The sequence below is a fragment of the Streptomyces sp. NBC_00028 genome (assembly GCF_045041065.1).
GTDB lineage: Bacteria > Actinomycetota > Actinomycetes > Streptomycetales > Streptomycetaceae > Streptomyces.
On sequence record NZ_CP108293.1, the window covers coordinates 3,457,414 to 3,479,277 of the forward strand.

Below are 21,864 nucleotides of genomic sequence, written 5' to 3' on the forward strand. Positions count from 1 at the left end.
GCCATTGCAAAATTTAAGTCTCTCTGTTTTTCTGGGCGCATGACCGTCATCAGTACGGCCGGACTGGCCCGTACCTTCCAGACCAAGCGCGGCCCCGTAGAAGCCGTGCGCGGCATCGACCTGACCGTCCGAGAGGGCGAGATCCTCGGCTTCCTCGGCCCGAACGGCGCCGGGAAGACCACCACCCTGCGCATGCTCACGACCCTGCTCGCGCCGACCGGCGGCACCGCCACCGTCGCCGGCCACGACCTCGCCACCGACCCGGCCGGAGTGCGCCGGGCCTGCGGATACGTGGCCCAGTCCGGCGGCGTCGACCCGCAGATCGGCGTGCGCGAGGAACTGGTCACCCAGGGCCGCCTCTACCGGCTGGCGAAGACCCAGGCCCGCGACCGCGCCGAGGAGTTGGCCCGCGACCTGGGCCTGACCGAGCTGCTGGACCGCAGGTGCGGGGAGTTGTCGGGCGGCCAGCGGCGCCGCCTGGACATCGCGATGGCGCTGACCCATCGCCCGAAGGTCCTCTTCCTCGACGAGCCGACCACCGGCCTCGACCCCGGCAGCCGCGCCGACCTGTGGGACCTGATCCGACGCCTGCGCGCCGAGCACGGCACGACCGTCTTCCTGACCACCCACTACCTCGACGAGGCCGACGCCCTCGCCGACCGCCTGGTGATCGTCGACCGCGGTGTGGTCGTGGCCGAAGGCACCCCGACCGCGCTCAAGCTCCAGTACGGCGGCTCGATCGACGCCACCCTCCAGGACACGTTCCTCACCATCACCGGCCGCAGCGCGCCTGAGGCCGACGCCGCCCCCGTAGCCGTATAGGACCCGCTTCATGCTTCTCCACGACACCGCGCTCATCTACGGCCGCTATCTGCGCCAGTCCCTGCGCTCCCGCTTCGCGCTGCTCTTCGGGGTGCTGATGCCGCTGCTGTACCTGCTGTTCTTCGGTCCCCTCCTGACCGATCTGCCGCTCGGCGGACAGGGCAGCTCCTGGCAGGTGCTGGTGCCAGGACTCCTCCTCCAACTCGGGCTGTTCGGAGCCCTGTTCGCCGGGTTCATGATCATCCTGGAGAAGGGGTCGGGGATCGTCGACCGGATGCGGGTCACGCCCGTCAGCCGGCTCGGGCTGCTGCTGGGGCGGGTACTGCGGGACGCTACGGTCTTCGTCTTCCAGGCGGTGCTGCTGGTGCTGGCCGCGCTGGTGATGGGGCTGCGGGCACCGCTCGTCGGCATCCTGATCGGCTTCGCCTTCGTCGGGCTGCTCACGATCTCGCTCGCCTCGCTGTCCTACGCGGTGGCGATGAAGGTCCGCACACCCCAGGAGTTCGGCCCGCTCATCAACGCCGTGTCGATGCCGTCGATGCTGCTGTCCGGGCTGATGCTCCCGATGACCCTCGGCCCCGCCTGGCTGGACGTCCTCTCCCACTTCATGCCGTTCCGCTATCTGGTGGACGCGATGCGGGACGCGTACGTCGGTGAGTACGCCACGGCCCACATGGCGTACGGCGTCCTGGTCGCCCTCGGCTTCTCGGCGCTCGCCGTGACAGTGGGCACACGCGTCTTCCGGACGGCCGGCGCGTAACTAGGCTGGTCGCATGGTCAATCTGACGCGCATCTACACCAGGACCGGCGACCAGGGCACCACCGCCCTCGGCGACATGAGCAGGGTCGCCAAGACCGATCTGCGGATCTCGGCGTACGCCGACGCCAATGAGGCGAACGCGGTGATCGGGACGGCGATCGCGCTCGGCGGGCTCGCCGAGGAGGTCGTCAAGGTCCTCACGCGCGTCCAGAACGACCTGTTCGACGTCGGCGCCGACCTGTCCACGCCCGTCGTCGAGAACCCGGAGTTCCCGCCGCTTCGGGTCGAGCAGTTCTACATCGACAAGCTGGAAGCGGACTGCGACCACTTCAACGAGCGGCTGGAGAAGCTCCGGTCGTTCATCCTCCCGGGCGGCACCCCGGGCGCGGCCCTGCTGCACCAGGCCTGCACGGTCGTACGCCGGGCGGAACGGTCGACGTGGGCGGCGCTGGAAGTGCACGGGGAGGTCATGAACCCCCTGACCGCGACCTACCTCAACCGCCTGTCCGACCTGCTGTTCATCCTGGCGCGGACCGCCAACAAGGAGGTCGGGGACGTGCTGTGGGTGCCCGGCGGGGAGCGTTAGGCCTCCCTCTTGGGGAACAGCGTGTAGCTGCCGGCGATGACGACGTTGATGCCGATCAGCCAGAGCATGCGCTGCTGCCACGCCTGGAGCGAATCGGTGTCGCCGGCGCCTCCGACGTACCAGATCGCGGCCTGGAGCAGGGCCATGGCGACCACCGCAGCGACGATCCAGCGGCCCGCGACCTTCCATTCGTGGACGGCGCGGGCCGTGCCGTACTTCGGCGGCCGTACCGGCGGCGGGCCGCCCGCGAAACGGTGGGCGAAGCGGGCGTCGGCCCAGCGGATCGTGGAGTGGCCGAGCCCGACCGTGAAGCCGATGTAGACGGCGGCCAGGCCGTGCTTCCAGTCGGGTTCGGCGCCGTTGCGGAGGTCGATCGCGGTGACCGTGAACAGCACCACCTCCAGCAGCGGCTCGCACAGCAACAGGGCCAGCCCGGTACGCGGCATCTTCAGCAGGTACCGGAAGGCCAGCCCCCCGGCCAGCAGCACCCAGAACGCCACCTCGCAGGCGATGATCAACGCGACCAGCACGGCTCGCTCCTCACAGAAAAGTCCGTCACCCTTCCAGGCTCGGCCCGGATTCCCCCGCTTTCCTCGTCGCCGACGACGAACTCGCCGTACATCGAAAGATGCAGTCCAGGACCGTCCCCGGGGATCAGGCGGGCGGCGCGGCGGCCGTGTTTCATGGGGGCATGGCCGTACGACTCCCCCGCCCGCACCGCTTCGACGTGTACGTCGCGGCCGGCGGACTGCTCGGCGGTCTGCTGCTCGTGCTGCTGGGGCTCGGCACCCGGCGCTCGGACGACCCGATCACCCTCTTCGACGGCCCCTGGCCGGTACTGCTGCCGCTCACCGTGCTGGCCGGGTGCGAACTGCTGCGCCGCACGGCACCGCGCGCGGCCCTGCTGACCGGCACGGTCGCGATCTGCGCGGACCTGACCACGCAGGGCAGCCTGGCGTCGGTGCTGATGTTCACCGACCTCGTCTACGCGGCCGTCCTGTACGGCCCGCTCGCCTCGGCCCGCCGCATCCAGTGGATCACCGGTCTGCTCACGGTGGTCGCGACGCTGGTGCCGTTCGCGGTGTGGCGGGTCCCGGAGGCGCTGCTGATCGGTGTGGTCGTCGGCGTCGTGGCGTACGGGCCCGCCGCCACCGGCTGGATCGTCCGCAACCACCGCGACGCCGCCGAGGCGGCCCGGCTGCGCGCCGAACAGACCGCGCTGCTCGCCGAGATGGACCGCAACCAGGCCGTCGTCGCCGAACGCGCCCGGATGGCCAGGGAGTTGCACGACATGGTCGCCAACCACCTCTCCGCGATCGCGATCCACTCCACCGCCGCGCTGTCACTGGACGACCCGAAGACCTCCGCGGAGGCCCTCGGCGTCATCCGCGAGAACAGCGTCAAGGGGCTGGAGGAGATGCGCCGGCTCATCGGCATCCTGCGCGACGGCGACGAGGAGCCGAGCGCGGTGCCGACCCTCGACGGTCTCACCGCCCTCGTCGAGGACGCCCGCACCAACGGCCTCGACGTCACGCTGGACCCCGGGTACGGCACGACCGTGCCCGCCCCCGTCGAGCTCGCCGCCTATCGCATCGTCCAGGAGTCCCTGACCAACGCGCTCAAGCACGCCTGCCCCGGCCGGGTCACCGTCAGCCTGGCCCGGCGCGACGGCTCGCTCGACGTGCTCGTGAGCAGCCCGTACGGCCGCCGGGAGGGCCCGAGCGCCCCCGGTTCCGGCGCCGGTCTGGTCGGCATGCGGGAGCGGGTGGCGCTGCTGGGCGGCACCTTCACGGCCGGCCCCGAGGGCACCCTGTGGGCCGTACGCGCCGCCCTCCCCCTCACCGATGGAGACCCCACATGATTCGTGTGCTCGTCGCCGAGGACCAGTCCGCCGTGCGCGCCGGGCTCGTCCTCATCCTGCGCAGCGCCCCGGACATCGACGTGGTCGGTGAGGCGGCCGACGGGGAGCGGGCGGTGGCGCTGGCAAGGGAGTTGCGGCCGGATCTCGTCCTGATGGACGTGCAGATGCCGCGTCTGGACGGAGTGTCGGCGACCCGGAAGGTCACGCAGGAGGGGCTCGCGGACGTCCTCGTGCTGACCACCTTCGACCTCGACGAGTATGTGTTCGGGGCGCTGCGGGCGGGCGCGGCCGGGTTCCTGCTGAAGAACACGGAGGCGAGGGACCTCGTCGAGGCCGTGCGCACGGTGGCCCGCGGGGAGGGCATCGTGGCCCCGGCCGTCACCCGTCGGCTGATCGCCGAGTTCGCGGCGAAGCCCGTACGGCAGTCGAGCGCGGACCCAGCGGTCCTGGACTCCCTCACCCGCCGTGAACGCGAGGTGCTGTCCTGCCTCGGCGAGGGACTGTCCAACGCGGACATCGCGGGCCGCCTCGACATGGCGGAGGCAACGGTAAAGACGCACGTCAGCCGCCTCCTGGGCAAGCTGGACCTGCGGAGCCGGGTGCAAGCGGCCGTACTCGCGCAGGAGTTGGGTGTCTGAGCGGTTGCATACGAGAGTGGTCCAGACCTATTGACCCGTGGTCCAGACCTTTCTATTCTCGCGGCACCGTGGGCACGAAGGCTCAGTCGTGCCCCCATCCCCGAGAAGGAGGCGCGGTATGCGCTTCAGACACAGAGCCGCGGCAGGGTTCGCGACGCTGTTGCTCCCCTTCGCCGGACTGGTCGGGCTGGCCAGTCCCGCCCAGGCCGCGACGTCCGCGACCGCGACCTTCGCCAAGCCCCAGGACTGGGGCACCGGCTTCGAAGGCAAGTGGACCGTCAAGAACACCGGCGACACCACCCTCAGCTCCTGGACCGTGGAGTGGGACTACCCCTCCGGCACCTCGGTCACCTCCGCCTGGGACGCCGACGTCACCTCCTCCGGCACCCACTGGACCGCCAAGAACAAGTCCTGGAACGGCACCCTCGCCCCCGGCGCCTCCGTCTCCTTCGGCTTCAACGGCTCCGGCTCCGGCTCCCCCTCCAACTGCAAGCTGAACGGCGGCAGTTGCGACGGCGGCACCACCAACCCGAGCGACAGCGCGCCCAGCGCCCCCGGCACCCCGACCGCGTCCGGCATCACCGACACCTCGGTGAAGCTCTCCTGGAGCGCGGCCACCGACGACAAGGGCGTCAAGAACTACGACGTCCTGCGCAACGGCAGCAAGGTCGCGACGGTGACGACGACCTCGTACACCGACACCGGCCTGACCGCCGGCACGTCCTACTCCTACACGGTCCAGGCCCGCGACACCGCTGACCAGACCGGCCCGGTCAGCGGCGCGGTCTCGGTGAAGACCACCGGCGGCGGCACCACCGACCCGGGCACCGGCGGCGACAAGGTCAAGCTCGGCTACTTCACCGAGTGGGGCGTCTACGGCCGCAACTACCACGTCAAGAACCTGGTGACCTCGGGCTCCGCCGCGAAGATCACGCACATCAACTACGCGTTCGGCAACGTCAAGGACGGCAAGTGCGTCGTCGACGACACCTACGCCGCCTACGACAAGGCGTACACCGCCGACCAGTCCGTCAGCGGCGTCGCCGACACCTGGGACCAGCCGCTGCGCGGCAACTTCAACCAGCTGCGTGAGCTGAAGGCCAAGTACCCGAACATCAAGGTCCTCTACTCCTTCGGCGGCTGGACCTACTCCGGCGGCTTCGCCCAGGCCGCCGCCAACCCGGCCGCGTTCGCCGCGAGTTGCAAGTCCGTCATCGAGGACCCGCGCTGGGCGGACGTCTTCGACGGCATCGACATCGACTGGGAGTACCCGAACGCCTGCGGTCTGACCTGTGACACCTCCGGTGCCGCGGCCTTCAAGAACCTGGTGTCGGCGCTGCGTTCGGAGTTCGGCAGCGACTACCTCGTCACCGCCGCGATCACCGCGGACGCGTCCAGCGGCGGCAAGATCGACGCGGCCGACTACGGCGGCGCCTCGGCGTACCTCAACTGGTACAACGTGATGACGTACGACTACTTCGGCGCCTGGGACAAGACCGGCCCCACCGCCCCGCACTCCCCGCTCACCTCGTACTCCGGCATCCCGAAGGCCGGCTTCAACTCGGCCGACGCGATCGCCAAGCTGAAGGCGAAGGGAGTGGCGTCGAACAAGCTCCTGCTCGGCATCGGCTTCTACGGCCGCGGCTGGACCGGCGTCACCCAGGCCGCCCCCGGCGGCACCGCCACCGGCCCGGCGACCGGCACCTACGAGGCCGGCATCGAGGACTACAAGGTCCTCAAGACGTCCTGCCCCGCCACCGGCACCGTCGGCGGCACCGCGTACGCCTACTGCGGCAGCAACTGGTGGTCGTACGACACCCCCGCCACCATCGGCACCAAGATGGCCTGGGCCAAGAGCCAGGGCCTCGGCGGCGCCTTCTTCTGGGAGTTCAGCGGCGACAGCTCCAACGGTGAGCTGGTGAGCGCCATCAACAGCGGGCTCAGCTAGCGGTACCCGTACTACGCGACATTGACGCGCTGACCGGGCGGGGCTGCCTCAAGCCACGCGAGAAAACCGGTCAGCGCGTCTTCGCTCATGGCGAGCTCAAGACGCGTGCCCCGGTGCAGGCAGGTGAGGACGACGGCGTCGGAGAGCAGCGCCAGCTCCTCCTCGCCCTCGGGCAGCCGGCGTCCCGCGACCTCGATCGCGGCGCGCTCCAGGACGCGGCGCGGGCGGTAGGCGTAGGAGAAGACGCGGTACCACTCGATCCGGTCGCCGTTGTAGCGGGCTACTCCGTAGCTCCAGCCTTTTCCGCTGGTGTCGGTTTTCTCCGGGACGTCCCAGCGCAGGGAACAGTCGAAGGTGCCGCCCGAGCGCTGGATCAGTCTGCGACGCAGGCCGAAGACGAACAGCCCGAGCACCACCAGGGCGACCACGATTCCGCACACAGTCAGAGCGAGGACCATCGACACCGACCTCCTCGTCTACTCGGTAACGGAATGGAAAAAACATCCACATTTGCCTCAGCCGCGACCGGGGCCGGATTTCTCCGGTCCCAGCCGCGGCTGAGTGACGTCATACGGTCTTGCGCAGGCTAGCGCGTCGCCGCCGCACGGATGCGTACGTCCGCGCGACGCTCGGCGGCGGCGTCACCCTCCGCCTTCGCGCGCTCCAGCTCACGCTCGGCACGCTGGACATCGATCTCGTCCGACAGCTCGGCGATCTCGGCCAGCAGCGACAGCTTGTTGTCGGCGAACGAGATGAAACCGCCGTGCACCGCGGCGACGACCGTTCCACCGTCACTCGTACGGATGGTCACCGGGCCCGACTCCAGCACACCGAGCAGCGGCTGGTGACCGGGCATGACGCCGATGTCGCCGGACGTGGTGCGCGCGACGACCAGGGTGGCCTCGCCGGACCAGACCTCTCGGTCGGCCGCGACCAGCGCGACGTGCAGCTCAGCAGCCAAGGTGGCTCCTCGGGTCACCACCCGGCGGTTCTGCCGGGTGTGGGTTACAAGTCTAGTAGGCGTGAAAGAGGGGGCGGGACGTGCCCCGCCCCCTCAGGTGTGAGCCACAGGGCTCACTTGGAACTCGGTTGAGTTCAGGAGACGCCGAGCTCCTTGGCGTTGGCCTTCAGGTCCTCGATGCCACCGCACAGGAAGAACGCCTGCTCCGGGAAGTGGTCGTACTCGCCGTCGATGATCGCGTTGAAGGCCGCGATCGACTCGTCCAGCGGGACGTCCGACCCGTCGACGCCGGTGAACTGCTTGGCGACGTGGGTGTTCTGGGACAGGAAGCGCTCCACGCGACGGGCACGGTGGACGGTGAGCTTGTCCTCCTCGCCCAGCTCGTCGATACCGAGGATCGCGATGATGTCCTGAAGGTCCTTGTACTTCTGCAGGACCGTCTTGACGCGCATCGCGGTGTTGTAGTGGTCCGCCGCGATGTACCGCGGGTCGAGGATGCGGGACGTCGAGTCCAGCGGGTCCACGGCCGGGTAGATGCCCTTCTCGGAGATCGGACGGGAGAGCACCGTCGTCGCGTCGAGGTGGGCGAAGGTGGTGGCCGGGGCCGGGTCGGTCAGGTCGTCCGCGGGGACGTAGATCGCCTGCATCGAGGTGATCGAGTGACCACGGGTCGAGGTGATGCGCTCCTGGAGGAGACCCATCTCGTCGGCCAGGTTCGGCTGGTAGCCCACCGCGGAGGGCATACGGCCGAGCAGGGTCGACACCTCGGAACCGGCCTGCGTGAAGCGGAAGATGTTGTCGATGAAGAACAGCACGTCCTGCTTCTGCACATCGCGGAAGTACTCCGCCATGGTCAGACCGGCGAGGGCCACGCGCAGACGGGTGCCCGGGGGCTCGTCCATCTGACCGAAGACCAGGGCGGTCTTGTCGATGACGCCCGAGTCGGCCATCTCCTCGATGAGGTCGTTGCCCTCACGGGTGCGCTCACCGACACCGGCGAACACGGAGACACCGTCGTGGTTGTTGGCGACGCGGTAGATCATCTCCTGGATGAGCACCGTCTTGCCGACGCCGGCACCACCGAACAGACCGATCTTTCCACCCTTGACGTACGGGGTGAGAAGGTCGATGACCTTGACGCCGGTCTCGAACATCTCGGTCTTCGACTCGAGCTCGTCGAAGTTCGGGGCCTTGCGGTGGATGCCCCAGCGCTCGCCCTCGTACTGCTCGTCGACGTTCAGCACCTCACCGAGGGTGTTGAACACCTTGCCCTTGGTGAAGTCGCCGACCGGCACGGTGATGGAGGCACCCGTGTCGGTCACCGGGGCCTGGCGGACCAGACCGTCGGTGGGCTGCATCGAGATGGTGCGGACCAGGCCGTCACCCAGGTGCTGGGCGACCTCCAGGGTCAGCGTCTTCTTCGCGCCGTCCTGGGCCGGGTCGGCCACCTCGACGTGAAGAGCGTTGTAGATGTCGGGCATCGCGTCGACGGGGAACTCCACGTCGACGACCGGGCCGATGACCCGGGCGACGCGGCCCGTGGCCGTCGCGGTCTCAACAGTGGTGGTCATTAGCGGTCACTCCCCGCGGTCGCGTCGGCCAGGGCTGCGGAGCCTCCGACGATCTCGCTGATTTCCTGGGTGATTTCGGCCTGGCGGGCCGCGTTGGCAAGCCGGGAGAGCGTCGTGATGAGCTCTCCGGCGTTGTCGGTGGCCGACTTCATCGCGCGGCGGGTGGCGGCGTGCTTGGAGGCAGCCGACTGGAGCAGCGCGTTGTAGATACGGCTTTCGACGTACCGCGGCAGAAGGGCGTCGAGGACGTCCTCCGCCGACGGCTCGAAGTCGTACAGCGGGAGGATCTCGCCCTTGGGCGCCTCCGCCGCAACCTCTTCGAGGCTGAGCGGCAGCAGACGGTTGTCGATCGCCGTCTGCGTCATCATCGAGACGAACTCGGTGTAGACGATGTGGAGTTCATCCACGCCGCCCTCGGCCGTGTCCTTCTCGATGGCCTCGATCAGCGGGCCCGCGACCTTCTTCGCGTCCGCGTACGAGGGCTCGTCGGTGAAGCCCGACCACGACTCCACGACCTTGCGCTCGCGGAAGTTGTAGTGGGCCAGACCGCGCCGGCCGACGATGTACGTGTCGACCTGCTTGCCCTCGGCCTCGAGACGCGCGGTCAGCTGCTCCGCGGCCTTGATGGCGTTGGAGTTGAAGGCACCGGCGAGACCACGGTCGCTCGTGAGGAGCAGCACCGCGGACCGCACGACCGTCTCGGCCTGCGTGGTCAGCGGGTGCTTCGTGTTCGAGCCGGTACCGACCGCCGTGACCGCGCGGGTGAGCTCGGTCGCGTACGGCGTGGAGGCCGCCACCTTGCGCTGCGCCTTGACGACGCGCGAGGCGGCGATCATCTCCATCGCCTTGGTGATCTTCTTGGTCGCGGTGACGGATCGGATGCGACGCTTGTAGACCCGGAGCTGGGCTCCCATGAGTCAGGTCCCTTCCTTACGTCACTTGGCGGCGGCCGGGGCGTCCTCGCCGAGAAGCTTGCCGTCCGAGGTCTCGAACTGCTTCTTGAACTCGGCGATGGCGTCGGCAACAGCGGTGAGGGTGTCGTCCGACATCTTGCCGCCCTCCTTGATGGAGGTCATGAGGCCCTGCTCCTTGCGGTGCAGGTACTCCAGGAGCTCCTTCTCGAAGCGGCGGATGTCGGCGACCGGGACGTCGTCCATCTTGCCGGTGGTACCGGCCCACACGGAGACGACCTGGTCCTCGGTCGGCATCGGCTGGTACTGCGGCTGCTTGAGCAGCTCGACCAGACGCTGACCGCGCTCCAGCTGGGACTTCGACGCGGCGTCCAGGTCGGAACCGAAGGCGGCGAACGCCTCCAGCTCGCGGTACTGGGCCAGGTCGAGGCGCAGTCGGCCGGAGACCTGCTTCATCGCCTTGTGCTGCGCGGAACCACCGACTCGGGAGACGGAGATACCGACGTTCAGCGCGGGGCGCTGACCGGCGTTGAACAGGTCCGACTCCAGGAAGCACTGGCCGTCGGTGATGGAGATGACGTTGGTCGGGATGAACGCGGAGACGTCGTTGGCCTTCGTCTCGACGATCGGCAGGCCCGTCATGGAACCGGCGCCCAGCTCGTCGGAGAGCTTCGCGCAGCGCTCCAGCAGGCGGGAGTGCAGGTAGAAGACGTCACCCGGGTAGGCCTCACGGCCCGGCGGGCGGCGCAGCAGCAGGGAGACGGCGCGGTAGGCGTCGGCCTGCTTCGAGAGGTCGTCGAAGATGATGAGGACGTGCTTGCCCTCGTACATCCACTGCTGGCCGATGGCCGAACCGGTGTACGGCGCCAGGTACTTGAAGCCGGCCGGGTCGGACGCCGGGGCGGCGACGATGGTCGTGTACTCCAGCGCGCCGGCCTCTTCGAGGGCGCCACGCACGGAGGCGATGGTCGAGCCCTTCTGACCGATGGCGACGTAGACGCAGCGGACCTGCTTCGACGGGTCGCCGGTGCGCCAGTTGTCGCGCTGGTTGATGATCGTGTCGACGGCCAGGGCGGTCTTGCCGGTCTGGCGGTCACCGATGATCAGCTGACGCTGGCCACGGCCGATCGGGGTCATCGCGTCGACGGCCTTGTAGCCGGTCTCCATCGGCTCGTGCACCGACTTACGGGCCATGACGCCCGGAGCCTGCAGCTCAAGGGCGCGACGACCGCTGGTCTCGATCTCGCCGAGGCCGTCGATCGGGTTGCCGAGCGGGTCGACGACGCGGCCGAGGTAGCCCTCGCCGACGGCCACGGAGAGGACCTCACCGGTACGGGATACCGGCTGACCCTCCTCGATGCCGCTGAACTCACCGAGGACGATGGCGCCGATCTCGCGCTCTTCCAGGTTGAGCGCGAGGCCGAGGGTGCCGTCCTCGAACTTCAGCAGTTCGTTGGCCATGGCCGAGGGCAGACCCTCGACCTTCGCGATGCCGTCGCCGGCAAGGGTGACCGTACCGACCTCCTCGCGCGAGGCCGCGTCCGGCTTGTACGACTGGACGAAGTTCTCCAGCGCGTCCCGGATCTCCTCCGGCCGGATCGTGAGCTCCGCCATCTGGGTTCCCTGCTCTCCTTGTTGGGCCCGAAGTTTCACTTTGGGGGTCTGGGGGCGACCCCCAGGATTCTTCATGTACGGCCCAACCAGGGCCGTCGTAAGTACGTACTGCTATGAAGTTGCTGCTCAGCCCGCCAGGCGGCGGCCGGCGTCCTCGATGCGGTCCGCGATGGAGCCGTTGATGACCTCGTCACCGACCTGCACCCGGATACCGCCGAGGACCTCGGGGTCCACGTCGATGTTCAGGTGGACCGGGTGGCCGTAGAGCTTCCCGAGTGCGGCGCCCAGGCGCTGCTTCTGCGCGTCGCTCAGCGGTACCGCCGAGGTGACGACGGCGACCAGGCGGTTGCGTCGGTCCGCGGCGAGCTTGGACAGGGACTCCAGTCCCGCTTCCAGGCTACGTCCCCGCGGCGCGGTCACAAGACGCGTCACCAGGCGCTCGGTGGCAGCGTCGGCACGACCGCCGAGCAGGCTGCGCAGCAGCTCGCTCTTGGCCGAACCGGTCGCGGCGCGGTCGGTCAGCGCGGCCCGCAGCTCGGTGTTCGAGGCGACGATCCGGCCGAACCGGAACAGCTCGTCCTCCACGTCGTCGAGCGCACCGGACTGCTGCGCGGCGGTGAGGTCGGCGAGAACCGCCAGCTCCTCAAGGGCGTCCACCAGGTCGCGCGACTGCGACCAGCGGGAGCGCACCATGCCGGACACCAGGTCCGCGGTCTCGCCGCCGACCTGGCCGCCGAGGAGACGCCGGGCCAGGTCGGCCTTGGCCTCGCCGGCCTGCGCCGGGTCGGTCAGGACCCGACGCAGCGACACCTCGCGGTCGAGCAGCGCGGTGACGGCGGCCAGTTCGTCGGCGAGCGTGCGGGCGCTCACGGACGTGTTGTCCGTCAGCGCGTCCAGACGCTCACGTGCGGCTGCCAGGGCCTCGCGGCTCGCTCCGTTCATCGCGCGGCCTCGGCCTTCTCCTCGAGCTCGTCGAGGAAGCGGTCGATCACGCGGCTCTGCCGGGCGTGGTCCTCGAGGGACTCACCGACGAGCTTGCCGGCCAGGTCGGTGGCGAGCTTGCCGACGTCCTGGCGGAGCGCGGACGAGGCGGCCTTGCGGTCGGCCTCGATCTGCGCGTGACCGGCGGCGATGATCTCCTCACGCTGCCGCTGGCCTTCCGCGCGCATCTCGGCGATGAGCGTGGCGCCCTGCTCCTGCGCCTCCTGGCGCAGGCGCGCGGCCTCGTGGCGGGCCTCGGCGAGCTGTGCCTTGTACTGCTCAAGGACGCTCTGGGCCTCGGTCTGTGCGGCCTCGGCCTTCTCGATACCGCCCTCGATGGCCTCGCGCCGCTCTTCCAGAACCTTGTTGATGGTCGGGAGGAGCTTCTTGGCGAGGAAGCCGAAGACGATGACGAAGGCGATCAGGCCGATGACGAGCTCCGGCCACGGCGGAATGAGGGGGTTTTCCTTCTCCGCCTCGGCCGCCAGCTGAACCAGTGCGTGGTTCACATCAGTGCCTTTCGTCTAATTACGGCTGGTCGTCTGGTTCGTCTTAGTAGACGAACGGCATGACCAGACCGATGAGGGCGAGCGCCTCACAGAAGGCGAAGCCGAGGATCTGGTTGGCGCGGATGAGGCCGGCCGCCTCGGGCTGGCGGGCGAGGGCCTGCGTGCCATTACCGAAGATGATGCCGACGCCGACGCCCGGGCCGATCGCGGCGAGGCCGTAACCGATGGAGCCGAGGTTGCCTTCGACCGCAGCGAGGGTCTGGAGAGCGGACATGCCGGTTCTTCCTTCTCTTTCAGTGACCGGTGGGGGTTGGCCACCGGATGTCTCTAGGGGTGTCGCAGGGGGCGGTGCTCAGTGGTGCTCGGCGAGCGCGCCCTGGATGAAGGTGCAGGTCAGGAGGACGAAGACGTACGCCTGAACCGCCTGGATGAACAGCTCGAAGGCGGTCATGATGATGACCATCACGAACGACACGGCGGAGTAGGCGATGCCGATGCCGTTGAGCATGTACCAGCTGGCGATCGTGAAGAGCAGCAGCAGGGTGTGACCGGCGAACATGTTCGCGAACAGTCGCACCGCGTGCGTAAACGGACGGACGATCAGGTTCGAGAAGAACTCGATGGTCATGGCCAGCGGGAGCACCGGGCCCAGCGACTTGTCGTAGCCGGTGAAGTTCTTGAAGGCGCCCACGAAGCCGTGCCGCTTGAAGGTGAGCGAGACCCAGGTGACGTAGACGATCGCGGCCAGTACGGCGGGGTAGGCGATGATCGATGTCACCGGGAAGGACGCCACCGGCACGATGGACCAGAGGTTCATGATCCAGATGAAGAAGAACAGCGAGACGGCGAGCGGAACGTACTTCTCGCCCTCCTTCTTGCCGATCGTCTCGTAGACGATGCCGCGGCGTACGAAGTCGTAGCCGGCCTCGGCGACCATCTGGAGCTTGCCCGGGACCAGCTTCGGCTTGGCGAAGGCGGACCAGAAGAAGCCCACGATGATGATGGAGCCCAGGAGGGCCAGCAGCATCGGCTTGTTGAAGTACGCGCCGTTGCCGTCGGCGTCGCCCCACAGCGGCTCGAACATGAACGAGTGCAGGCCCGGAGCCGGGAAGCCGCACCCGTCGAACAGGTGACAGCTCGTGTCGAAAGCGAGCGTCTGCGTCGGGTCAGCACTCACCGCGGGCTCCTTCATCGTGGCGCATAGGTACGGCAACCTCGTTGTGTCGGCGCGGCGCAGGGCCGCGGTTCGGCACGGGACTGGTGTTACGGATGTGGGGGCGGCTGGGGGGCATCTCGCCTCGCGAGTGAGATCGAGCAGGCGTCAGCTCAGATGCCCGCGCCCGCGATGCCGCAGTTGGCACCGGACGATAGCAGGACTTCTCGTGCCCCTTTATCCCGCCCCTACCCCTCACGACGAGTGCCCCGATTTTTCGGGCTTGTTACCCGAATCGGGCTCGACGTAGAGGATCTTGGACTTCATGTGGGCACGTGTCTGGGCGGCGATCCAGGCGAGGGTGCCGGCGACCAGAGTCAGTGCGAAAGCCTTGGGGTTGAACAACGTCGTGTTCTTGAAAGCAGCGACGAACACGAACAGCAGCAGGATCTGAGCCGCGTAGAGCATCAGGCCCATCGCCTGGAACAGGTGCGGAAGCGATTTGGCAGTGCGCTGCAGTACGTAGAGACCGATTCCCATGAACAGGATCACGATCAGCGTCGCGACGCCGGCCCCGATCGCCCCTTTGCCGCCGGCGACCACACCACTGACGACGGCGGCAATCGCGCCGACGGCAGCTGTGGGCACAGCAGCCTGGGCCAGGATCCGGACGTCGTTGGACGGCATGGCGGCAACTCCGCTTTCAAAGGGGGAAGGGGTGTCGTCATGGACGAGCGTAGTCCCGGGTCGAGAGGGGACCTCACACCAATGGACCGTCGCACTACGGTCCTTCGGCTCTACCCCGGGTTCTCGTGAACCGTATCACAAACTATTTGATGAGGTCTTTACCTGGTTGGTGTGCTCGCTGTCACACATGAGAGTGACCGTGCGCGTCTGTGCAAGAACACGGCCGACATGTCTGGTATTGGGGCGCTTTACACCCCCAACTCACTCCCACGACTTGGCAATGCTCTAGTCAGATTCTTACCTTGCCGCGTCAGCGCGACGATTCGGCTTTCCGCCGGTCCAGGAACCGCGAACGGGCGCCGATGGCGGTCGCCCCGTTGACGCCGGACACCCCGACCGCGACCGGAGTGCGCTCTTCCTCCTCCGCCTCGGCGGAGACCGGCTCCGCGACCGGCGTGGATTCCGCAACGGCCTTGCGGCGACGGCGATATCGCGGCGGCACGAAGGCCTGCGCCCACATCGGGGCACGCGGTGTGAAGCGCGGCAGCAGCAGGAGCAGCAGCCCGATCGCCGAGAGGATCACCACACCGAGCACGATCCACATGGACGCGGAGTTCACGGAGTAGGCGAGGGCGCCGAACGCGATCAGCGCCGACCAGAAGTACATGATCAGGACGGCCCTGCTGTGCGAGTGCCCGATCTCCAGCAGCCGGTGGTGCAGATGCCCCCGGTCGGCCGCGAACGGCGACTGACCGCGCCAGGTGCGCCGCACGATCGCCAGCACCAGGTCGGCGGCCGGGATGGCGATGATGGTCAGCGGCAGCAGCAGCGGGATGTAGACCGGCACCGTCTGGTGCACCGCCGCCTTCTCGGACCCGGCGAACAGCTTCAAGGCGTCCGGGTCGACCTGTCCGGTGATGGAGATCGCGCCGGCGGCCAGCACCAGCCCGATCAGCATCGAGCCCGAGTCGCCCATGAAGATCCGCGCGGGGTGCATGTTGTGCGGCAGGAAGCCCAGGCACATGCCCATGAGGATCGCCGAGAACAGCGTCGCCGGGGCGGCGGCCTCGATGCCGTACGACACCCAGACGCGGTAGGCGTACAGGAAGAACGCGGCCGACGCGATGCAGACCATGCCGGCCGCGAGGCCGTCGAGGCCGTCCACGAAGTTGACCGCGTTGATGGTGATGACCACCAGCGCCACCGTCAGCAGGGTGCCCTGCCACTGGGTCAGCGCGACCGAGCCGAAGCCCGGGATGGGCAGCCACAGGATCGTCAGACCCTGCATGACCATCACACCGGCGGCGATCATCTGCCCGCCGAGCTTGATCAGGGCGTCGATCTCGAACTTGTCGTCCAGGACGCCGATCAGCCAGATCAGGGCGGCGCCGGAGAGCAGCGCACGCGGCTCGTTGGACTGGGAGAAGACCCCGTTGAGGTTGGTGAGGTGGTCGGCGACCAGCAGTCCGGCGCACAGGCCGAAGAACATGGCGATACCGCCGAGCCGCGGAGTCGGTTCCCGGTGCACGTCACGGGCCCTGATCTCCGGCATCGCTCCGGCCACGATCGCGAACTTCCGTACCGGCCCTGTCAGCAGATACGTCACCGCGGCCGTGATGCAGAGCGTCAGCAGGTATTCACGCACAGGCTTCCCCACAGGTCTCGCTGGCCATCTCAGCCCCACACCCTAGCGACGGACGCATATGGTTGGGGACTTCCGGGTAGCGACGATGGTTGCACGTGTGGCTGTGCACCAGGGTTGAAACCAGGTGTCCGACGGGTTCCACGGCGGGTTCTACAGGGTTGCGCCTACCCCTACTGAGCGGGGTACGGCGGAAATCTGCCCGCCAGCTCCCGCACTTCTTCACGGGCCTTCTGCCCCTCGGTCTCCCCGCGCAGCACCCCCGCGAGCAGGGCGGCGACCTGGGCCATCTCCTCCTCCCCCATGCCCTGCGTGGTCAGGGCGGCGGTCCCGAGGCGCAGTCCGCGGACGTCCGCGTGCGGCAGCGCACAGCAGTCGAGGACCATGCCGGCCGCGGCGAGCAGCCCCCTCGCGGTGCGCCCGTCGACGCCGAGCGGTGCGGGATCGACGGTGAGCAGATGCGTGTCCGTGCCTCCGGTGGTGACGACGAGCCCCTCGCCGGCCAGCCCCGCCGCGAGAACCCTCGCATTGGCGACCACCTGATGGGCGTACGCCGTGAACGCCGGAGTTGCCGCCTCGCCGAAGGCGACGGCCTTGGCGGCGATGGTGTGCATCTGCGCGCCGCCCTGGGTGAACGGGAAGACAGCCCGGTCGACCCGCTCGGCCAGCTCGCTTCCGCAAAGGATCATCCCGCCGCGGGGCCCGCGCAGCACCTTGTGCGTGGTGGCGCAGACGACATCGGCGTACGGCACCGGACTGGGCGCCGCTCCCCCGGCGACGAGCCCGATGGGGTGGGCGGCGTCGGCGATCAGATAGGCGCCCACCTCGTCGGCGACCTCGCGGAAGAAGGCGTAGTCGATGTGCCGGGGGTAGGCGATGGACCCGCACACGATCGCCTTGGGCCGGTGATTCCTCGCCAGGGCCCGCACCTGCTCGTACTCGATGAGCCCGCTCTCGGCATCGACGCCGTACCCGACGAAGTCGAACCACCGCCCGGAGAAGTTCGCGGGCGAGCCATGCGTGAGATGCCCGCCGTACGGCAGCCCAAGGGCAAGAACGGTGTCCCCGGGCCGCAACAAGGCCGCATAGGCGGCCAGCACGGCGGACGACCCCGAATGGGCCTGCACATTGGCGTGCTCGGCCCCGAAGAGCGCCTTCGCCCGGTCCACGGCGACCCGCTCGGCGACGTCCACGATCTCGCAGCCACCGTGGTGCCGGGCGCCGGGATACCCCTCGGCGTACTTGTTGGCGAGCGGCGACCCCAGGGCGGCCAGCACGGCGGGCGACGAGAAGTTCTCGGCGGCGATCAACTGCAATGACGTCGACTGCCGTTCGAGCTCCCCGAGCAGGATCTCAGCCAGCTCGGGATCCTGCCGCCGCAGGACATCGGCGGTCTCGGGCGCATGGGTGACCGACATGGTGGACTCCGGGGCGTCGACGATGACGTACGACCAATGTAGGCCCGGTACCCCCGAGGTGCTCGCCCGTCACGCCCGCGCGGCAACCCCCGTCAACGCCGTCACCACCGGATCCACCGCCTGATGTATCTCGTCCCCGATCGACCGGAAGAACGTCAGCGGCGCCCCGTACGGGTCGTACACCTCGTCCGCCTCCGCCGTCGGAGCCAACAGCCACCCGCGTAGAGCCGCCGCCGCACGGACCAGGGCACGGGCACGGTCGACCACGCCGTCCTCCAGAGGGGGCAGCGTGGTGGGGACCCCGTCCCCGACGCGCCCCTCGCACCGCTCGGCCCTGGCGGGCCTCCCGGGCTTCGAGCCGCTGCGTCGGACTCCGTCCGCCGACTCACACCAGCCGCGTCACGCCCGCGCGGCAACCCCCGTCAGCGCCGTCACCACCGGATCCACCGCCTGATGTATCTCGTCACCGATCGACCGGAAGAACGTCAGCGGCGCCCCGTACGGGTCGTACACCTCGTCCGCCTCCGCCGTCGGAGCCAACAGCCACCCGCGTAGAGCCGCCGCCGCACGGACCAGGGCACGGGCACGGTCGACCACGCCGTCCTCCAGAGGGGGCAGCGTGGTCGGGTCTATGGCTCGGACCAGGCGGGTGAACTCCTTCAGGGTGAAGGTGCGCAGGCCCGCCGAGTGGCCCATGGAGATGACCTGCTGGCGGTGGTCGCGGGTGGCTGTCAGGACCAGGTCGGCCATGATGACGTGCTCGTCGAGGAGCTCCCGGCCGGTGAAGCCGGTGGCGTCCGCGCCGAAGTCGGCCAGGACCGCCTCCGCGTTGGCCTCCATGGGGGCCCCTTCGTGGCCCCAGGTGCCCGCGCTCTCCACCACCAGGCCGCCCCACAGCGGGTCGCCGAGCCGGTTCGCCAGGGCATGGCGAGTCAGCCGCTCGGTGATCGGCGAGCGGCACACGTTGCCGGTGCTGACGTGGAGGATGCGGAAGGTGTCACGCGGGAGGCCGGTGAAGGTCCGCGTCTCTTCCATGTCCCATATGCCACGCCCCGCGTCAGGGGCCGTCAATTCGCCACCTCGAGGTCGGGTACGACCTTCCTCAGCTCCTCGGCCGAGATGGCACCCGCGCGCAGCAGCAACGGCACCTCGCGCGTCACGTCGACGATCGAGGACGGGACGTTGCCGGGGGTCGGGCCGCCGTCCAGGTAGACCGAGACCGAGTCGCCGAGCATGTCCTGGGCCGCGTCGCAGTCCTCCGGCGCCGGGTGGCCGGTGAGGTTGGCCGAGGAGACCGCCATGGGGCCGACCTCGGTCAGGAGCTCGATGGCGACCGGGTGCAGGGGCATGCGTACCGCCACCGTGCCCCTCGTGTCGCCCAGGTCCCACTGGAGGGACGGCTGGTGCTTGGCGACGAGCGTGAGCGCGCCCGGCCAGAACGCGTCGACCAGTTCCCACGCCATCTCGGAGAAGTCCGTGACGAGACCGTGGAGCGTGTTCGGGGAGCCGATGAGGACGGGTGTGGGCATGTTGCGGCCCCGGCCCTTGGCCTCCAGCAGATCGGCGACGGCCTCGGAGGAGAACGCGTCGGCGCCGATGCCGTACACCGTGTCGGTCGGGAGGACCACCAGCTCGCCACGACGGACGGCGGACGCGGCTTCGCGCAGACCCGTCGAGCGGTCGGTCGCGTCGTTGGTGTCGTATCGCCGTGCCATGTCTAGCGGGCCTCCTCGTACACGTACTTCTGGTCGAAAGTCTTTACGGCGCTCACGGCAGCGCCTTGCGTGCCGTGGCGAACCTCGGTCGGTTGTTGAGGTCGGGGTGGTCGGCCGCGTCGGCCCAGCCCCGTTCCTCGGTGAAGATCCACGGCACCTGGCCGCCCTGGGTGTCGGCGTGCTCGATGACGACGACACCACCGGGGCGGAGCAGCCGGTGCGCGGTGCGTTCCAGGCCGCGGATGAGGTCGAGGCCGTCCTCGCCCGAGAACAGGGCGAGTTCGGGATCGTAGTCCCGCGCCTCGGGAGCGACGTACTCCCACTCGGTCAGCGGGATGTAGGGCGGGTTGGAGATGACCAGGTCGACCTGGCCGTCGAGGTCGGGGAAGGCGTCCAGGGCGTTGCCCTGGCGCAGGTCGACCCTGGAGCCCTGCACGTTCTTGCGGGTCCACTGGAGGGCGTCCTCGGACAGCTCCACGGCGTGCACCCGGGAGCGCGGGACCTCCTGCGCGAGGGCGAGCGCGATGGCGCCTGAGCCCGTGCACAGGTCGACGATGCACGGCTCGACGACGTCCATCGCGCGGACGGCGTCTATCGCCCACCCGACGACGGACTCGGTCTCGGGCCGGGGCACGAAGACACCGGGCCCGACCTGGAGCTCCAGGTACCGGAAGAACGCCCGCCCGGTGATGTGCTGCAGCGGCTCGCGCTGCTCACGGCGGGCGATGACCTCCCAGTAGCGGGCGTCGAAGTCCGCGTCCTTCACGGAGTGCAGCTCGCCCCGCTTCACGCCGTGCACGAACGCGGCGAGCTCCTCCGCGTCGTTGCGCGGCGAGGGCACGCCGGCGTCGGCCAGCCGCTGGGTGGCCTGGGCCACCTCTGCGAGCAGCAGGTTCACGCAAGTCCTCCGTGTCGTACTCGGTCGTGCGTAGGTGCCTGGTTCGCGGCCCCCACGCGTGCCTTCACACGTGCCTTTACGCGGCCGCCAGCTTCGCCGCCGAGTCCGCGTCGACACAGGCCTGGATCATCGCGTCGAGGTCGCCGTCCAGGACCTGGTCCAAGTTGTACGCCTTGAAGCCGACGCGGTGGTCCGAGATGCGGTTCTCCGGGAAGTTGTACGTACGGATCTTCTCGGAGCGGTCGACGGTACGGACCTGGCTGCGGCGGGCGTCGGCGGCTTCCCGCTCCGCCTCTTCCTGCGCCGCGGCGAGCAGCCTGGAGCGCAGGATACGCAAGGCCTGCTCCTTGTTCTGAAGCTGGCTCTTCTCGTTCTGGCAGGAAGCGACGACTCCGGTGGGAATGTGCGTGATGCGCACGGCGGAGTCGGTGGTGTTGACGGACTGTCCGCCGGGGCCCGAGGAGCGGTACACGTCGATGCGGAGGTCGTTCGGGTTGATCTCGACGTCCACCTCCTCGGCCTCGGGCGTGACCAGCACACCGGCGGCGGAGGTGTGGATGCGGCCCTGGGACTCGGTCGCCGGGACGCGCTGCACGCGGTGCACGCCGCCCTCGTACTTCAGCCGCGCCCAGACGCCCTGGCCGGGCTCGGTGGCACCCTGGCCGCCCTTGGTCTTCACGGCGACCTGGACGTCCTTGTAGCCGCCCAGCTCGGACTCGGTGGCGTCGATGATCTCGGTCTTCCAGCCGACGCGCTCGGCGTAGCGCAGGTACATGCGCAGCAGGTCACCGGCGAACAGGGCGGACTCGTCACCGCCGGCGCCCGCCTTGATCTCGAGGATGACGTCCTTGTCGTCGCTGGGGTCGCGCGGGACGAGCAGCAGGCGCAGCTTCTCGGTGAGCTCCTCGCGCTGCTTCTCCAGTTCCTTGACCTCGGCGGCGAAGTCGGGGTCGTCGGCGGCGAACTCCTTCGCCGTCTCGATGTCGTCGCCGGTCTGCTTCCAGGAGCGGTACGTGGCGACGATCGGGGTGAGCTCGGCGTAGCGCTTGTTCAGCTTGCGCGCGTTGGCCTGGTCGGAGTGGACCGACGGGTCGGCGAGCTTCGTCTCCAGGTCGGCGTGCTCACCGACGAGTTCCTCGACGGCCTCGAACATCTCAGGGCTCCTGTACTGCGAACGAAAAAGGGAAGG

At 69.0% G+C, this 21,864-nt stretch carries 23 protein-coding genes and 1 pseudogene; 6 read left to right on the forward strand and 18 right to left on the reverse strand.

Features of this window, described 5'->3' with window-relative positions:
• Window positions 1-39: 39 nt before the first annotated feature.
• The 3 genes from OG885_RS15095 to OG885_RS15105 are packed head-to-tail and all read left to right on the forward strand — an operon-like array spanning window position 40 to window position 2,168.
• Window positions 40-822 carry an ABC transporter ATP-binding protein gene (locus tag OG885_RS15095; RefSeq protein WP_405731187.1) on the forward strand — a complete coding sequence of 261 codons (783 nt, stop codon included), beginning with the start codon at window positions 40-42 and terminating at the stop codon, window positions 820-822.
• Between the two features lie 10 nt (window positions 823-832).
• Window positions 833-1,582, forward strand: coding sequence for an ABC transporter permease (locus OG885_RS15100; RefSeq protein ID WP_405731189.1), 750 nt, complete (start codon window positions 833-835; stop codon window positions 1,580-1,582).
• A 13-nt stretch (window positions 1,583-1,595) separates the two neighbouring features.
• Window positions 1,596-2,168 carry a cob(I)yrinic acid a,c-diamide adenosyltransferase gene (locus OG885_RS15105; protein WP_405731191.1) on the forward strand — a complete coding sequence of 191 codons (573 nt, stop codon included), beginning with the start codon at window positions 1,596-1,598 and terminating at the stop codon, window positions 2,166-2,168.
• Here the strand turns inward: OG885_RS15105 and OG885_RS15110 are convergent.
• Window positions 2,165-2,698 (reverse strand): hypothetical protein, encoded by a 534-nt coding sequence (locus OG885_RS15110; protein ID WP_405731193.1) that lies wholly within the window; start codon window positions 2,696-2,698, stop codon window positions 2,165-2,167. The two genes, OG885_RS15105 and OG885_RS15110, sit on opposite strands and share 4 nt — an antisense overlap.
• A 161-nt stretch (window positions 2,699-2,859) precedes the next feature.
• Here OG885_RS15110 and OG885_RS15115 point away from each other — a divergent pair, with 161 nt between their 5' ends.
• The 3 genes from OG885_RS15115 to OG885_RS15125 all read left to right on the forward strand — a co-directional run bounded on the left by OG885_RS15115 (window position 2,860) and on the right by OG885_RS15125 (window position 6,615).
• A complete protein-coding gene (locus tag OG885_RS15115; RefSeq protein ID WP_405731195.1) occupies window positions 2,860-4,029 on the forward strand; it encodes a sensor histidine kinase in 1,170 nt (389 codons plus the stop codon).
• Window positions 4,026-4,667 carry a response regulator gene (locus OG885_RS15120; RefSeq protein WP_405731197.1) on the forward strand — a complete coding sequence of 214 codons (642 nt, stop codon included), beginning with the start codon at window positions 4,026-4,028 and terminating at the stop codon, window positions 4,665-4,667. The genes OG885_RS15115 and OG885_RS15120 overlap by 4 nt, the downstream gene beginning before the upstream one ends.
• A 118-nt stretch (window positions 4,668-4,785) precedes the next feature.
• Entirely contained in the window at window positions 4,786-6,615 is a 1,830-nt protein-coding gene (locus tag OG885_RS15125; RefSeq protein WP_405731199.1) for a glycosyl hydrolase family 18 protein, read from the forward strand.
• Between the two features lie 11 nt (window positions 6,616-6,626).
• Here the strand turns inward: OG885_RS15125 and OG885_RS15130 are convergent, their stop codons facing one another.
• The 17 genes and pseudogenes from OG885_RS15130 to prfA all read right to left on the reverse strand — a co-directional run bounded on the left by OG885_RS15130 (window position 6,627) and on the right by prfA (window position 21,828).
• Entirely contained in the window at window positions 6,627-7,073 is a 447-nt protein-coding gene (locus tag OG885_RS15130; RefSeq protein ID WP_329334657.1) for a DUF2550 domain-containing protein, read from the reverse strand.
• A gap of 128 nt (window positions 7,074-7,201) precedes the next feature.
• The gene (locus OG885_RS15135; protein ID WP_046262507.1) at window positions 7,202-7,576 is read right to left on the reverse strand and encodes a F0F1 ATP synthase subunit epsilon; all 375 of its coding nucleotides are present in this window, start codon (window positions 7,574-7,576) and stop codon (window positions 7,202-7,204) included.
• A gap of 134 nt (window positions 7,577-7,710) precedes the next feature.
• Window positions 7,711-9,147, reverse strand: coding sequence for a F0F1 ATP synthase subunit beta (gene atpD / locus OG885_RS15140; RefSeq protein WP_399948248.1), 1,437 nt, complete (start codon window positions 9,145-9,147; stop codon window positions 7,711-7,713).
• The gene (locus OG885_RS15145; RefSeq protein ID WP_405731202.1) at window positions 9,147-10,061 is read right to left on the reverse strand and encodes a F0F1 ATP synthase subunit gamma; all 915 of its coding nucleotides are present in this window, start codon (window positions 10,059-10,061) and stop codon (window positions 9,147-9,149) included. The genes atpD and OG885_RS15145 overlap by 1 nt, the downstream gene beginning before the upstream one ends.
• Before the next feature lie 21 nt (window positions 10,062-10,082).
• Window positions 10,083-11,672 carry a F0F1 ATP synthase subunit alpha gene (gene atpA, locus OG885_RS15150; protein WP_405731204.1) on the reverse strand — a complete coding sequence of 530 codons (1,590 nt, stop codon included), beginning with the start codon at window positions 11,670-11,672 and terminating at the stop codon, window positions 10,083-10,085.
• Between the two features lie 126 nt (window positions 11,673-11,798).
• Entirely contained in the window at window positions 11,799-12,614 is an 816-nt protein-coding gene (locus OG885_RS15155) for a F0F1 ATP synthase subunit delta (protein ID WP_405731206.1), read from the reverse strand.
• Complete coding sequence (locus tag OG885_RS15160; protein ID WP_399948254.1) at window positions 12,611-13,162, reverse strand: F0F1 ATP synthase subunit B; 552 nt, start codon at window positions 13,160-13,162, stop codon at window positions 12,611-12,613. Before OG885_RS15160 ends, OG885_RS15155 begins: the two co-directional genes overlap by 4 nt.
• Window positions 13,163-13,205: 43 nt before the next feature.
• A complete protein-coding gene (gene atpE / locus OG885_RS15165) occupies window positions 13,206-13,436 on the reverse strand; it encodes an ATP synthase F0 subunit C (protein ID WP_006381669.1) in 231 nt (76 codons plus the stop codon).
• A 78-nt stretch (window positions 13,437-13,514) separates the two neighbouring features.
• Window positions 13,515-14,354, reverse strand: coding sequence for a F0F1 ATP synthase subunit A (gene atpB / locus OG885_RS15170; protein ID WP_165951172.1), 840 nt, complete (start codon window positions 14,352-14,354; stop codon window positions 13,515-13,517).
• A 216-nt stretch (window positions 14,355-14,570) separates the two neighbouring features.
• On the reverse strand, window positions 14,571-15,002 hold the full coding sequence (locus OG885_RS15175) for a hypothetical protein (protein WP_109496059.1): 432 nt from the start codon (window positions 15,000-15,002) through the stop codon (window positions 14,571-14,573).
• 310 nt (window positions 15,003-15,312) lie between these two features.
• Window positions 15,313-16,647: an MraY family glycosyltransferase gene (locus OG885_RS15180; RefSeq protein ID WP_405731210.1), complete on the reverse strand. Its 1,335-nt coding sequence runs from the start codon at window positions 16,645-16,647 to the stop codon at window positions 15,313-15,315.
• A 170-nt stretch (window positions 16,648-16,817) separates the two neighbouring features.
• Window positions 16,818-18,062: a serine hydroxymethyltransferase gene (glyA, locus tag OG885_RS15185; protein ID WP_405731212.1), complete on the reverse strand. Its 1,245-nt coding sequence runs from the start codon at window positions 18,060-18,062 to the stop codon at window positions 16,818-16,820.
• 69 nt (window positions 18,063-18,131) lie between these two features.
• A pseudogene (locus tag OG885_RS15190) lies at window positions 18,132-18,359 on the reverse strand (protein-tyrosine-phosphatase); the annotation flags it as partial.
• Between the two features lie 102 nt (window positions 18,360-18,461).
• Window positions 18,462-19,133, reverse strand: a complete 672-nt coding sequence (locus tag OG885_RS15195; protein ID WP_399948261.1) for a protein-tyrosine-phosphatase — start codon at window positions 19,131-19,133, stop codon at window positions 18,462-18,464.
• Window positions 19,130-19,777, reverse strand: coding sequence for an L-threonylcarbamoyladenylate synthase (locus OG885_RS15200; RefSeq protein WP_399948263.1), 648 nt, complete (start codon window positions 19,775-19,777; stop codon window positions 19,130-19,132). Before OG885_RS15200 ends, OG885_RS15195 begins: the two co-directional genes overlap by 4 nt.
• A 52-nt stretch (window positions 19,778-19,829) precedes the next feature.
• Window positions 19,830-20,675, reverse strand: a complete 846-nt coding sequence (prmC, locus tag OG885_RS15205) for a peptide chain release factor N(5)-glutamine methyltransferase (protein ID WP_399948265.1) — start codon at window positions 20,673-20,675, stop codon at window positions 19,830-19,832.
• A 76-nt stretch (window positions 20,676-20,751) separates the two neighbouring features.
• Window positions 20,752-21,828, reverse strand: coding sequence for a peptide chain release factor 1 (gene prfA, locus OG885_RS15210; protein WP_405731215.1), 1,077 nt, complete (start codon window positions 21,826-21,828; stop codon window positions 20,752-20,754).
• Window positions 21,829-21,864: the final 36 nt, after the last annotated feature.